Raw genomic sequence first — 12,894 nt, 5'->3', positions numbered from 1 at the left:
GTCAGTCCTTCCCGTGGCGGCCGGGCGTGGTGTGCGGCAGGCGGGTGTGGATGTACTCCGTGTGCAGGAGGGGATCGAAGACCTGCCATCCGGCCAGGGCGAGGTCGGCGGCGCCCGGGGTTGCGGCATGGACGGGGCAGCGCTGGGTGCGCCAGCGCATCTGCTCAGCGTACGGCAGGCGGCTGAGGTCGTAGATGGCCATCATCCCGGCGGGCAGGGCGAGTTGGCCGCGCTGTGGGCTGGCGGGCAGCAGCGTCCACATGCCTTGGGGGGTGTTGGGGGCGAGCACGGGTTGGGGGCAACGGTGCCGGTGTCGGGTCTGGGCGACGCACCGGACGTCGGCGAGGGGGGCGTCGGCGAGGTAGCGGCCCAGCAGCAGTTGCACGACGGACCGGGCGGGACGGTCGCTGCTGGCAGGCGGCTCGCAGGCGGTGGGCGGGGCGGGGGTGAACGCGCCTGCGTCGATGAGGCGGCGGGTGCGGACGGCGAGTTGGCGGCGTACCGCCTCGATGTGCGGGCCGGTCTGGGCGGTGGGGGTGCGGTCCGGGCAGAGTACGGCGTGCGGGATGCGGCACCAGGCGCTGCCGTCGCCATGCGGGATGGCGATGCCGCAGCTCAGGTGCCAGCGGCAGGAGGCCGGAACGTGGGTGGTGGCCAGTTCTGCCGGGTGCAGGGCAATCGGCCGTTGGTCGGCGCGCTGGTAGAAGTCGATGCGGTTGCCGCATCTGCGGCAGCGGCCGCTCTGGCCGGCGCGCAGCAGGCGGCTCGGGCTGGCGGCGGTTACCCGCAGCGGGCGGCGGTGGCGTGTGGTGCGGGGGCTGCCGTCCCAGTGGCAGCCGGTGGAGACGGTGTTGGGGTGCATGGCGGGGACCGTGCCAGGCGACACCCCGCGGTGAGGGGAACAGGCAGGGTGGTATCCCTCGGGCGGCCCAGCGGTACCGAACATTTGCCCCAGTCGGCGCCTGGGTGTTCGGGGTATGGGCACCGGTTCGGGTGATTCGCAGGGCGGTGCGCGAGGAGGCGGGGCCGGGGTCAGGAGTCCGGGGTGCCGGGCGGGGTGTGGTCGTCGCAGAGGGTGTTCAGCAGGTGTTCGATCGGCACGTCGAAGGCGTGGGCGAGTGCGTGCCAGGTGGTGACGCTGCCGGTGGTGCGGCCGTGTTCGAGGTCGATGAGGGTGCGCCGGGCCAGGCCGCTGCGGCTGGCGAGTTCATCGAAGGTCCAGCCGCGTTCGTTCCTCAGCCGTGCGAGCGTCACGCGCAGCGCGGTGAGGTCGGGGTCGGGCGGCAAGATCGTCACTCCACCATCCGACGGTGCAGGACCCTGCCCTGTCAGTGCAGACCTCTGCACTATCCGTCGGAGTGGGGGTGACATTCACGGTGCAGGGATCTGCACTACCGTGCGTGCGTCCTGGGTGCTTCCGGCTGGAGCACCTGCCACGGCGGCACGGACAGACAGGAGGACAACGGGCCGATGAGGCTTGCCGGCGCGCATGCCGCAGTGCGGCGCATCTGGACGGTGGAACTGCGATCACGGGCGGGCGGTCCGAGTCTCGTCTGCCCCCACTGCACCGTGCTGCACACCCGCCCCCTCCAGGCCGCCTCCGCGCGGTCCGCCGCTCTGGCGCATCTCGCCTGCCATGCGCGTACCGACGCACTGCCGGGCTATCTGCGCACCTGTCAGTGCCGGGCACGGGGCTGCTCCTGGCATCCGCGCCATCGCGGCTGCGCCGGGCCGGTGCTGCTCGCCCTCACCCGCGACCGCAGCGGCCGGACCTGGCGTCTCGCAGACGCCTGCGCCGCCTGCGCGGCCGCCACCAGCCACACAGCCGTCGTCCCCGCCACCCTCCTCGCTCCCCGCCGACCGGAATACGCCGGACGCCGCCCCACACCACCGGGCGGCCCGGCTGAACGCACACGCGTGCGGGAGATACTCACCTACCTCGCAGCAGCACTCCCCCAGTTCACCTCCCCAACCGCCCGCCTCCTCGCCCTGCAGTGCGCATTGCGCGCCAACACCAACGGCTACATCCGGCTACCTGGCGGCCTGTTGCGCGGCATGCGGCTGCGCGGCCGTGGCGAACTGTGGGAGGAACTGGAACACGCCGGCTGGCTGCACCGCGCCGGAGGCAAGCAGCCGCATACGGAGGCGCAGCTACTGGATGCCGCGGTCCTCTCCCAGCAACCAGGCAGCCAAGCACGGGCCCGCGCCGCACACTGGGCCCTGCGCCCCACTCCCCTGGCGCTGCCGGCCGGACGGCCTCCGGCCGTGCAGCTAACTGCACTCGCCCTGGCCTCGCACACCTCGGGCAATGCCGGTTGTACCGACATGGAGGTGCTCGCCCGCCTGTGCGGACACTCACCCCACCAGACCACGCAACTCCTCGATCGGCTGCACGCATCACACACACTGACCACCTGGCAACACAACCGGGAAACCGACGAAGTCGTCTGGCACCTGCCCCAACAGCACGCCACAGCACGGCTTAATGCGCATCGATCACGCTGACCACGGCCCACGAGTGACAGCGGAGTTGAGCCGGAGACACCGCCCGAGAGGAACAACTGACTCCGCCTGTCCGTACTATCTCTACGCGGGGACGACCCACAGCAGTCGCGTCCCACCCATAGCTCCATCAACGCCAGCGGAATCACTACCCAGCACTGGCGCCCGCTCTGCGGGGTACTTCAGCCCGCGGCCGCGACCCGAGGAAAGGCCAGCATCATGCCGGACACCCAGACCCCCACCACCGAACTGACCTCGCAGTACACGGTCCAGGTCGCCAGCGACCTCGAGCGCAACGCCAAAGAACAGGAACGCATCACCGCGGAAATCGACGCGCTGCAGGAACAACTGCGCGCCCTGCAGCACGACCACACCGTGCTGGCCCACATGCAAAAAGCGCTCGGCACCTCGGACACCGCCACCCAGCCCACCCCCGAAGAGACCGCAGCGCCCTCACTTCCGCAGCAGAAGACCGGAACCAAGTCCGGTGCGGGCAAGCGGGCACGGGCGAAGAAAACCACCTCCGAGGAAGGCGGCAAGGCAACCAAGCAGTCTGCCGCCAAGAGGCCGGAGCCCGCCGCCAAGGCGACAACCGCGAAGGCGACCGGGCCCACCCTCGTCGAACTCATCCGCCGCCATCTCGCCGATCAGAGCGAACCCCGCTCCGCGGCGGAAATCGCCACCTCGCTCGACCAGGCTCATCCCGACCGCACCATCAAGACCACCGTCGTACGCACCACACTCGAAAACCTCGTCGCCAAAAGCCACGCCCAGCGCACCAAGCAAGGCACCTCCGTCTACTACACCGCCACCGCCACCCCGGAACCCACCCCTCCCGCAGCGTCCCTGGCCGACACCCTGCCCGAGACGAACTGACCGCCAGACCATCAGTTTGCCTCCGGCGGGGTCACAGATGGGATCCGCCCCGGCATACGCGCGGGTTCGGGCCCGGCGGCACCGGTCGTGGTGCTCTGCCAGGCCTGGATCAGGCGGCACAGACGGCGGGCCGGTGTCTCACTGGGGACGAAGAGCACTGCCGCCACCAGCACGAGGCCGCCCACGGCGAGCGCTCCAGCCGCCCAGGCGGTCAGCCCTCCGTGCACCATGGCCATCACGAATGCGACCAGCGCCCCGAGGGCGGCCCCCAGCCGCGCCGCTCCGCCCATCATCGCCGCTCCCGGCAGGAAGGGCGGCGCAGCGTCATGGAGAGTCGGGGCGCGCCGAGCAGGACGCGGAGCGTGAAGCGGGTGCGGGCGCGGCGGGTGGCGTGGGCAGCCAGGTCGGCACTCCATTCCTCTTGCCAGCGCGCGCGTTGCTGTGACGGCAGCAGCAGCGTGACGGTGGCCAGGAGCGGGCCGGTGACGGCGTAGGAAGCCGGTGCCGGTTGCAGGACCGCTGAGGCGAGGTCCTGCAGTTCACGGCCGACCGTCTCCAGTCCCGCCGCAGAAGCCACGGGTGCGAATACATCGAGGGTTTCACGCGCTATGAGGAGCTGCCGAGTCTGGGCCACGAACGCGATGGTGCGCATGTTGTGAAGCCGGTCGGCGAGCCGAATGGCCAGCACGGCCATCTCTCGTGACGGGCAGGCAGCATCGGATCGGGGTGTCGTGCCCTGGCCGGCTTGCGGGTAGGCGGAGACCACGGCGGTGCGGACCGCTGCGATCAAGTCGGCGACTTCTTTGCCGAATTGGTCGGCAATCCGCTGCGGCGGACAGGCTGTGTCGTCCACGTCGTGGAGCAGCGCCGCGCATACGACAGGCGGGGGCATACGGAGATCGGTGACGATGGCGGCAACGGTGAGGCAGTGGGCGATGAACGGGTCTCCGCTGCGGCGCGTCTGGCCTTCGTGCCAGAAGGCGGCTTCGGCATAGGCGTGTTCCACCAGGGCGGTATCAGCGTCGGGATGGTGGGCGCGGACGACGGCGAGCAGGCCGTCGAGAGACGGTGCCGTGCCTGTCCGCACGACGAGGCGCGGCGCTAACCGATGGCGGGTCTTCATGACGGGCCTCCCTCAGGTGCCGGGCGGACGGCCGCCCAGCCGGGCAGGGGCTGCCTCCGGGACCGGTAGGCGCGCGCCAGAGCATCGCGGGCCTGTTCGGCACCGTCCTGCGTGATCCGGTAGAAGCGGCGGCGCGGGCGTCCCGCCGCCTCATGCACAGTCGGGTCCTCCCAACTGCTGTCCACCCAGCCGACCTGTTCCAGCCGGGCCATGATCGGATAGATCGTGCCCGACGGCAGCCCCGCCAACTCGCACAGCTCCAGGCCGTACCGCTGCTTGGCAGGGTCCTCCAGCAAAGCCCGCAGGACCAGTTGAGTCTGCAGGGTCATACGCAGCATACCCATACTCGTACTCTACATAGCCTATATACAGGCTGTCTAGAGGTGGTGACGGGGTGAGGCGCCTCCCGGAACTTCCCACCGCGGCAACCTGCCTTGATCAGGGATTCCATCAGGGCGTGGGCTTCGTGCAACTCCACCACGCCATACCGGCGTTCCCCTTCCGTGCGCGCCACGCCGCGTCCGCGCAGCGTCTCCCCCAGCAGTCGCCACACGCCCGGCCCCTCGTGGTGGGGGGGGGGGGGGGGGGGGGGGCCCCCCCCCCCCCCCCCCCCCCCCCCCCCCCCCCGGCGGGGCGACTTCAACTCCCCGGCTGGGCAGGGGTGTTCGCGCCCGTCCCCGGCCTCAGCCGGTGTGTCGCTGGGTGGGGTCGATCCTGCTGAGGACGGCGCGTACAAGATCGCGGCTGTACGCAGGGCCGGCGCCGGGCCTGTCCGGCCGGGTGGGTGCGACGCTGCCGGAGGGATGCGGGTTGAGGGCGGCTTCGTTGAGCAGGTAGGTGATCTTGGCCCATTGGCGGAAGTTGCCGTGGCAGGCGAGGTCATCGATCCACAGCAGGTCGTCGGCGGGGACGTCGGACCACATCGGGTGGTACTGAGGAATGACGGCGAGGACTTCGGCCGGAGTGAGGGGTTTGTAGCGCTGCCAGACGAGGATGCGCGAGTCCAGCGCGGGCCGGTTCTTGATCTTCTGGTAGCAGGTTTCGGCTCCGACCAGGACGACGGCGAGGCGGGTGTTCTCGTCGTCCCAGAGTTCGCGGATGAATTCGAAGGCCCGGGTGTCGAGCCACTGGGCTTCGTCGACGACGAGGACGCGCGGGGTGTCGGACAAAGTTTCTTTGAGGATGGCTTCGCAGCGGGTGCTGTTGAGGGGGGCCTCGCCGGGGAGGTCGAGCTTTTTGTACAGGGCGGCGCGCAGGGCCTGGATTTTGGCGGAGCCGACTTTGATGCGGAGTGTGGTGTGGGGGGCGAGGTCGTCGAGGTGGCTGTTGACGGCGAAGGTCTTGCCCAGGCCGACGCCGCCGTGGATGCACATGATGGCGCCCTTGCCGGCGTCGGCGTTGAGGGTGGTGACGAGGTTGGCGTAGGTCTCTGCGCTGGCGTTGGTCAGCATGGCGCGGGCGCCGGGCAGGCCCATGTAGTGGTAGTTGGGACTGGTGGACGGCTGGTCTTCGGGCGCGGTGGTCGGGTGGGTCACTCGGTGTCCTGGGGCTTGGGACCGGAGAGGGGTTTGGTCCAGCGGGTGGAGGAGGGTGTGGGCCGGTTGAGGAGGTCGGGTCGGGCCTCGGTGTGGAGGTCTGCTTCCGGTGTCTGCAACTGGCGTAGCTGGGCGGCTGCTTGGCTGGCGGTGAGCCGGTTGAGGGGCTCGGGTGTGGCGGCGACGCTGGTGGCGGCGTAGCGCGGTTTGGCGTTCTTGCGGGCTCGGCGGGCTTTGGCGGCGTAGCGGTCGGCTTCGCGCCGGCGGGCGTTGCGCAGTGCGCGGGCTTGGCGGGGGCTCATCTCGTCGCTGCGGAAGGCGGGGCCGCGGTAGGTGAGGGTGTCGGCGTCGTAGAGCTCGACGCGGTGGTAGTGGTGGGGTTCGTGGCGCAGGCGGACCATCTCGCCTGCGCTGCCGTGGCCGTGCATCCATTCGCCGACGTAGTAGGCGCTGTTCCAGCGGACGCCCTTGCTGGTGATTTTCAGGGGTGGCCCGGCGTCGTTGAGGGTGTAGGTGTGCAAGTCGCCGGGGTCGAGGGTGTCGATGGGGGTGAGATCGGCGTGCCAGGCCTGGGCGGGGGTGCGCCGGTAGAGGCGGGCGATGGTGTGGTCGTTGTTCCACCAGTCCACCCAGTCAAGGACGACGGTGACGAAGGTTTCGTAGTCGAGGAGTTCGTCCAGGGCCCACAGGGGCTGTCCGCGGCGGTCGCGGCGGCTTCGGGGGGTGTGGGCGTAGCCGGGCAGGCCTTTGAACAGCATGTGCTTGGCGGCGCCGTTGATGGCTTCGACGGTGCCTTTGAGGTGGGGGCTGTAGGGCGGCAGGACGATCAGTTCGGTGCCGAACTTCTGGAAGGCCTCGGCCACGCACCTGCCCAGGAAGTCACGGCCGCGGTCGACTCTCACCTTGCGGGGGATGCCGCCGAAGGGCCGGTGGTGATCGGTGCAGAGGATGGCGTCGCGGGCGGCGGCCAGGATGGCGTCCTGGCTGGGCTGGTGGGGGGTGATGGCCAGACCGCAGATGACGGCGGTGGCGTGGTCGACGAACCAGGTGATCCACGGTTTGCTGCGGTGCCCGTCGACGTTGACGAAGACGCTGGCTTCGACGTGGTCGGTCTCCCAGACGTCGTTGCGGTTGCCGTGCGGGCGTAGGGCGTGGACGTCGTGTCGGCGGCGTCCTGCTTCGCCGTTCTTGAGGGCGGCGCGTTGCCCGGGGCTGAGTTCGCGGTTCACGGCGCGGTAGAAGGTGGCCTGGGAGGCCCGGGGCGGGGTGCCAAGGTGGCCGTGAGTGACGAGTGCGAGGTAGGCGCTCGCCACGTTGCCGTGCCATTGGGCCAGGGCTTCGTGCATGGCCGGGGTGAGGGTGAAGTGGCGGCGGCCTTGGGGGGTGTAGGTGCCGTTGTGGGCGCCGGCGTTGTCCATCCAGCGGCGCACGGTGCGCCAGTGGACGGTGAAGGCGTCGGCGACGGTGCGTACGTCGTGGTGGGTCAGGCGCTCGGTGTCGCGCAGACGCAGCAGGCGGCGGACCGCGGCGGCGCGCAGGGAGGTGGTGTCGTAGGGGCCGTCGGGTGAGGGCGTGGCGGGCACGGGGGGCGCGTCCTTCTTGGGGCTGCTGGGTCGGGGTGGGTCAGGCGGGGGCGAGGGAGAGCAGGCCGGCGCCGTAGGGCTTGCCGCGCCCGATCCCGGTGAGCAGCGCGTGGCGCAGCTGGTCGGGGTCGGTGATGGTGGCCAGGCCGTCGAAGCGGGTCAGGACGTGCGACGGGCCGGGAGCGTGGTCGGCTTCGCCGGGCCCAGTGGAGAGGTTCGGGGGCTTGTGGGGGTGGCGGAAGCGGGCGGGGGTGGTGTCGGTCGTGGTCAGGGCGAGGCCGGCCTGGTGGGCGCGGCGCTGCCACCAGGCGAGGGCGTCGTCGCCGTAGAGGGCGACGGTTTTCCTGCCGTACTTGTTGTTGACGGGTTGGTGGTCGTCGAGGACGCGGCGGACGGCGCTGGCATTGGCGGTGATGCGGTAGCGCACCGCTCGGCCCGGGGTCAGTGCCTGGAACATGGGGTGCAGAGCGCGGGTTTCGGCGCTGCCGTAGTCCTGGGGCAGGCGGGTGAGGTCGGGCGGCTGGTGGGATTGGATGAGCAGGGTGGGCGGGGTGTCGTCGGTGGCGTCTTCCAGGCGGAAGAGCAGGCCGGCTTTCTGCCGGGGGTGCTCGCCGAGGGCGTCGGCGGCCAGGAGCATCACGGTCTTGTGCAGGCGGGCGGTGTCGGTCAGGTCGCGGCGGACGGCTCTGCTGCGGCGGTTGAGGCGGATCCGGGTGAGTGTCGCCGTGGTGGTGAGCATCATCTCGGGTGTGTCGGTCACAGGGGGGTGTCCTGGTCGAGGTAGGCGGCGAGGGCGGTGAGGGCGGGCGGTGGGGCGTACAGGGCGGCGGGCAGGGGTTCGGTGGTGCGCCAGACGTGGCGGGTGTCGTGGAAGCGCCGGGTGGGGGTGAAGTCGGCGGGCACGTCGGCGACTTCACGGTGGGAGGGGGCGGCGGGCACGTGATCGGGCTGTCGTTCCCAGATGAAGTCCACGGGCACGGTGGCCTGTTGGGGATGCGGTGGGGCGGCCAGGCTGAGCGGAATGTGGTGGCGGAGTTCGCCGACGGGGTCGGGGTGCGGGCCGCGCAGGACGAGGGGTTCGTCGGGGATGCAGGAGCGCCGGCCCAGGTAGGGGCCGAAGGCGGGCTGTTCGAGCCGCTGGATGAGGTGTTCCAGGAGCGGGTCGGGGCCTTGGACGGCGAGGGTGAAGACGGCGTCGGCGAGGTAGACACGCCTGCTGATGAGGGTGGACTTGGTCTGGGGGCGGTAGTCGCCGACGCTGGTGCGCAGGCCTTGTTTGTGGGGACGGCCGCCGCCGGCTGTGTGGTAGTCGGTGTGGCGATGGCCGGGCCGGTCGATGCGGACAGTGAACTCCAGGTCCGTATAAGGGATCTTGTGAGAGTCCGGGGCGGGGGTGAGGGCTTCTTCTCGCGGGCGTCCGTCGGCGGCGGCGAACAGGCCGATGAGGGCGGAGCGGGTGGGAAAGGGGAGGGTGTCGCGGTAGTGGAAGGCGGCGTGTTCCCCGAAGGACATCAGCGGGGCGGCCACGCGCAGCAGGAAGCCGTTCATGCGGCCGCCCGAGTCGGGGAGGGCTGGGCGGCGGTCTGGGTGAGGGCGCCGGTCAGGTCGTCGAAGCCGGCGTGCACGGTGCCGAGGTGGTCGACGGGTGCGTCGTGCGCGGTGGCGTAGCCGGAGCCGATCAGGCGGCGGGTGCCCAGCAGCCGGTTCAGGGCGCCGGCGTGCTGTGACAGGACCTGGATGGCGGGGGTGATGTAGCCGCCGCCGGGAGCGCTTTGGACGGGCTGTTCGAAGGCGGCGGCGAGGGAGACGGGGCGGCGGTCGCGTACCGCGTAGTGCACCAGGTAGGGGTAGGTGTGCGGGGCGGTGGCCGTCTTCTTCGCGCCGGGCATGACGTCGATGAATGCCTCGGCGAACAGTTCCAGCAGGTGCAGGGCCTGGTCGTGGTCGCCGCCGAGGTTGCGGGTCAGTTCGGTGAGGTTGACGGTGGCGTAGCGGTAGAGCAGGCCGGTGGTGAAGAAGCTGGTCTGCAGGTGTGCGCTGCCCGTCTCGTGGGGCAGTGACCAGTCCTCCATCGCGGTGAAGTAGTCGGGTTGCTGGCCGCTTTGGTGGACGGAGAAGGCGTGCGCCATCTGCACGGCGCCGTCGACCTGGGCGCCGGGTACTTCGGCGAGCATGCGGCCGAAGAGATTGATGGTGGCCGTGCGCCGGCGGACGAGGGCGGCGACGGTGGGCGTGGGCAGGACAGCCTGCGTCTTGTCTTTCTTTTCGTTCTTGCGGGTGCCCTTGGCTTCGGCTTCCGCCTCCTTTGCCTTTTCCGCCTGTTCCTTGGCGAGGGCCTCTTCCAGCTGTGGGCGGTGTTCGGCGCACAGGTCGGTGAGGTCATCGAGCACGGTGCGTGGCAGGTAGAGGGTGACCGAGGTGATGCCTCCTTGTTTTTCCTCGGTCTTCAGTCCCTCCCGGGTGGCCGAGCGCACGACCTGGGCGCCGGCGAAGGCCGCCAGGTCCGCCGGCCAGTCGGCCTCGCGTAGCGCGTCGGCGATGCGCAGGGGCAGCATGCGGGTGCGGGCGGCGTACTCGTTGAGGTCGGTCTCCATCCGCGTGCGGATGGGCCGCTTCCAGGACTGCGAGGACACCATGGCGCGTACCACGCCACCCATCTGCAGCGTTTTGGGCAGGTCGTCCTCCCCTCGGTTCAGTACGGAGGCGGGCAGTGGGTGCAGGGCGTGGAAGTCGACGTAGCGGGCGGGTGTGTAGGCGGCCATGTCAGTGCTCCTTGGCGGACAGGGTGTGCAGGGTGAGGAAGTAGTTCTCGCGCCAGCGGGCGGCAGTCTCCAGTTGGTCGTGGTCCCACCAGGCCAGGTCCTCGAGGAGGACGGCGAAGTCGAGACGGGCGGCGCCGCGGCTGTGGAGGTGGCTGGTCAGCGACCACAGCCGGGGGTGCAGCAGCTCGGTGTCGAGTTTGGTGAGGGTTTTGATGCGGTTGGTCATGGTGGCTTCCTTGAAGCCGTACCGGGCCACGGCGATGGCGAGGTGGGTGCCGAGGTCGGGGCGGCTACGCCAGGGCCGTGCGGTAGTACCAGGCGGTGGTGCGGGGACTGGGCCCGGCACCGGTGCAGCGTCGGTGACGGCTGGTGCGGTGGTGGCGCGGGCGGTGTGGTCCGTACCGGGGGTGACCAACTCCGGCTGGTAGGGGCCGTGTTCGTGAGGTAGGTCGCGGTTCTGGGCGATGAGGCCGGCCACGGCGTAGTGGGCGCGGCGTGCTCCGAAGCCTGCGATGTGCCGGGTGAGGTGCTCTGGCATCCGGGGGCACTCGGCGACGGGGCGTCCGAATCCTGAGTTGAGGTCGGCGCGGATGCTGTTGACCGCGCACAGGGTAATGACCTGATAGACGAAGTCGTCGTAGTGGGCGCGGCGTTGCGCGGTGGTGAAGGACATGGGTGCGATGGCCTTGGGTGGGGTGGCAGCGGGACGAAGGGGCAGCAGCCGGGGGTCAGTGACGGTGGCGGCGCAGTTGGGCCACGGCTAGGGCGATGGCCTCGGCGGCGCGGAAGTGCTGGGCGATGGCCGGGCGGGTAGCGGTGCGGAGCGCGTGGATGGCGTCGGCGGCGAACGCCGCGCGTGCAGCGCGGGTGGAATCGTCGAGAAGGGCCCAGAAGGTGGTCTCGGCGCGGGGCCAGTACAGGGTGCGGGCGCTGTGGGTCCACGACGGCAGGCGCCTCGGCGGGCGCCCGGCCTTGTCGCCGGCCGGGGAAGTGACTTGGCTCCAGGCGATCTTGGAGACGGCGTCAAGGTGCTCGCCGATCTCCTCGGCAGCCTTGCGGCATTCGGCAATGCGCTCGGCCGCGGCCGGGTCGTGTTCCTGCATCCAGGGCCAGATCGGCGGGGTCAGGGCCGTGTACCAGGTGCGGTTGATGGTCTTATCGTCCTGGTCGAAGCCGTAGACCCTCACCCGCAAAGCGGCCCGCAGGTCCGGGGGCAGGTCGTTGAGCGTGGTGAAGGCGTCGGGACGCTGGACGGTGTAGTTCTTACGGACTTTGCCCGTCTTTCCTTTGCGGTCGTCCTCATCACCCGCCAGCAGCAGGGCGTCCAGGTCCCGCCACAGGGCCCGGTCGGCGTCTGCAAGGCGCGGCCTGTGACGCTTGGTGACGGGCTGGTCGGCATGGACGTGGTGGATGAGGTACGGGTCGAGGGCGGGGAGCTTTTTCTGGGTGGCCCAGGTCAGGTAGGCATCGGTCACCTGCCGGCCGTCGGAGGAGGGGATGAGGAGGGCGGCGTGCCGGGAGCGGCCGGTCAAAAGCCGGCCCGGGGAGGACACCGGTGGTGGCGCGGCATCGGGGTCGGGGCCGTCGTCCCGGTCCGGGGCGGGCAGTGGTTCCTCCCACGGGCAGCGGTCCTCTGCGTCCGGCCACAGCCGGGACGGCTTGGGCACGCCGGCCAGGAGGGTTTCGTACAGGGTGCGGCCCAGGGGGTGGAAGGAGAGCGTGGAGCGCAGCGGTCCGGCTTTGGCCCGTCCGAGGGGGCGGCCGCCTACTGTGCGCACGGAGCACTGGCCGGCCCCGCCGTAGTAGTGGTGGATGAGCAGGTGCCACAGAGCCTGGTCGCTGGGCACGGGCTGGGGGGCGGTGTCGGTGTGTGGGCTGAGCCAGGCCAGGTTGTTGCCCTCGGGGCGGCCGAAGACCAGCTTGTTGACGCCGGCCCGTTTCGCGCACTGCGCGGCCAGCCGTGGGTCCTGCAGGAACGGCCGCTGCGGGTGGAACAGGTCCCAGATGTGGCGGTCGAAGTAGTCGTGGACGGCGCCCGGGTCGAATCCCTCGGGGTTCTTCAGCAGGTCACGGCGGCGTTGTGCCCATTGTCGTGCGGTCATGCGTCCATCTGCCTGCGCGTCTAGGCCACTCACCCGTGCAGCCATCGCAACGAGCAGGCGCAGGGCGGCGGATGCCGCCGGCGGCAGGGGCAGCGCCAGGTCCTGGATGAGGTGGGCGTGCAGCAGCACATCCCGCCATCCCAGGTATTCCTGGCGCCCGTTCAGGAACAAGACGGGAATGCAGGGCTCTTGGTCTGTCGCATAATGCGGGGCAGGCACACGGGCTCCATTGCCGGGTGTGAGGAAAGAGGGGATTTCTGAAAAGAGTTGCCTGCCGAAATCAGGAGCCCGCCTGGATCGCAGTGCCGCGGGTGCATGCGGAGGACCAAGGAAAGATGGCGGGCCGCGCGGTCGTGGGCCGGGTCAAGCCACGCCGGCGGGCAGCAAGGCGCTACACGGGAACACCAAGGG

General features: G+C 70.5%; 14 protein-coding genes. 2 read left to right on the top strand and 12 right to left on the bottom strand.

Annotation, left to right across the window (positions count from 1 at the left end; genetic code table 11):
• Position 1 precedes the first annotated feature (1 nt).
• Positions 2–862: a DUF6083 domain-containing protein gene (locus tag ACIQTP_RS41480; RefSeq protein WP_403409944.1), complete on the bottom strand. Its 861-nt coding sequence runs from the start codon at positions 860–862 to the stop codon at positions 2–4.
• Between the two features lie 170 nt (positions 863–1,032).
• Positions 1,033–1,296 (bottom strand): helix-turn-helix transcriptional regulator, encoded by a 264-nt coding sequence (locus ACIQTP_RS41475; protein ID WP_403409941.1) that lies wholly within the window; start codon positions 1,294–1,296, stop codon positions 1,033–1,035.
• 174 nt (positions 1,297–1,470) lie between these two features.
• Here ACIQTP_RS41475 and ACIQTP_RS41470 point away from each other — a divergent pair, with 174 nt between their 5' ends.
• Positions 1,471–2,505 carry a hypothetical protein gene (locus tag ACIQTP_RS41470; RefSeq protein ID WP_403409938.1) on the top strand — a complete coding sequence of 345 codons (1,035 nt, stop codon included), beginning with the start codon at positions 1,471–1,473 and terminating at the stop codon, positions 2,503–2,505.
• Positions 2,506–2,721: 216 nt separating this feature from the next.
• A complete protein-coding gene (locus tag ACIQTP_RS41465; protein WP_403409935.1) occupies positions 2,722–3,378 on the top strand; it encodes a BlaI/MecI/CopY family transcriptional regulator in 657 nt (218 codons plus the stop codon).
• A gap of 11 nt (positions 3,379–3,389) precedes the next feature.
• On the opposite strand, the gene ACIQTP_RS41460 is transcribed toward ACIQTP_RS41465, so the two are convergent.
• The 10 genes from ACIQTP_RS41460 to casA form a co-directional block, all read right to left on the bottom strand.
• A complete protein-coding gene (locus ACIQTP_RS41460; protein WP_351537690.1) occupies positions 3,390–3,671 on the bottom strand; it encodes a hypothetical protein in 282 nt (93 codons plus the stop codon).
• Positions 3,668–4,501 carry an HD domain-containing protein gene (locus ACIQTP_RS41455; protein WP_403409932.1) on the bottom strand — a complete coding sequence of 278 codons (834 nt, stop codon included), beginning with the start codon at positions 4,499–4,501 and terminating at the stop codon, positions 3,668–3,670. Before ACIQTP_RS41455 ends, ACIQTP_RS41460 begins: the two co-directional genes overlap by 4 nt.
• On the bottom strand, positions 4,498–4,845 hold the full coding sequence (locus tag ACIQTP_RS41450; protein ID WP_351537684.1) for a PadR family transcriptional regulator: 348 nt from the start codon (positions 4,843–4,845) through the stop codon (positions 4,498–4,500). Before ACIQTP_RS41450 ends, ACIQTP_RS41455 begins: the two co-directional genes overlap by 4 nt.
• 339 nt (positions 4,846–5,184) lie before the next feature.
• Positions 5,185–6,036, bottom strand: a complete 852-nt coding sequence (locus ACIQTP_RS41445; protein WP_403409929.1) for an AAA family ATPase — start codon at positions 6,034–6,036, stop codon at positions 5,185–5,187.
• Entirely contained in the window at positions 6,033–7,619 is a 1,587-nt protein-coding gene (locus tag ACIQTP_RS41440) for a Mu transposase C-terminal domain-containing protein (protein WP_351539841.1), read from the bottom strand. Before ACIQTP_RS41440 ends, ACIQTP_RS41445 begins: the two co-directional genes overlap by 4 nt.
• A 40-nt stretch (positions 7,620–7,659) precedes the next feature.
• Positions 7,660–8,379, bottom strand: a complete 720-nt coding sequence (cas6e, locus tag ACIQTP_RS41435) for a type I-E CRISPR-associated protein Cas6/Cse3/CasE (RefSeq protein WP_403409926.1) — start codon at positions 8,377–8,379, stop codon at positions 7,660–7,662.
• Positions 8,376–9,167, bottom strand: a complete 792-nt coding sequence (gene cas5e, locus ACIQTP_RS41430) for a type I-E CRISPR-associated protein Cas5/CasD (RefSeq protein WP_403409923.1) — start codon at positions 9,165–9,167, stop codon at positions 8,376–8,378. The genes cas6e and cas5e overlap by 4 nt, the downstream gene beginning before the upstream one ends.
• On the bottom strand, positions 9,164–10,381 hold the full coding sequence (gene cas7e, locus ACIQTP_RS41425) for a type I-E CRISPR-associated protein Cas7/Cse4/CasC (RefSeq protein WP_403409920.1): 1,218 nt from the start codon (positions 10,379–10,381) through the stop codon (positions 9,164–9,166). Before cas7e ends, cas5e begins: the two co-directional genes overlap by 4 nt.
• A gap of 1 nt (position 10,382) precedes the next feature.
• Positions 10,383–11,054, bottom strand: a complete 672-nt coding sequence (locus tag ACIQTP_RS41420) for a type I-E CRISPR-associated protein Cse2/CasB (protein WP_403409917.1) — start codon at positions 11,052–11,054, stop codon at positions 10,383–10,385.
• Positions 11,055–11,109: 55 nt separating this feature from the next.
• The gene (casA, locus tag ACIQTP_RS41415; protein ID WP_403409914.1) at positions 11,110–12,702 is read right to left on the bottom strand and encodes a type I-E CRISPR-associated protein Cse1/CasA; all 1,593 of its coding nucleotides are present in this window, start codon (positions 12,700–12,702) and stop codon (positions 11,110–11,112) included.
• Positions 12,703–12,894 lie beyond the last annotated feature (192 nt).

Source organism: Streptomyces sp. NPDC090798 (assembly GCF_044768965.1).
GTDB lineage: Bacteria > Actinomycetota > Actinomycetes > Streptomycetales > Streptomycetaceae > Streptomyces.
This window is presented reverse-complemented; position numbering and strand designations above follow the sequence as displayed.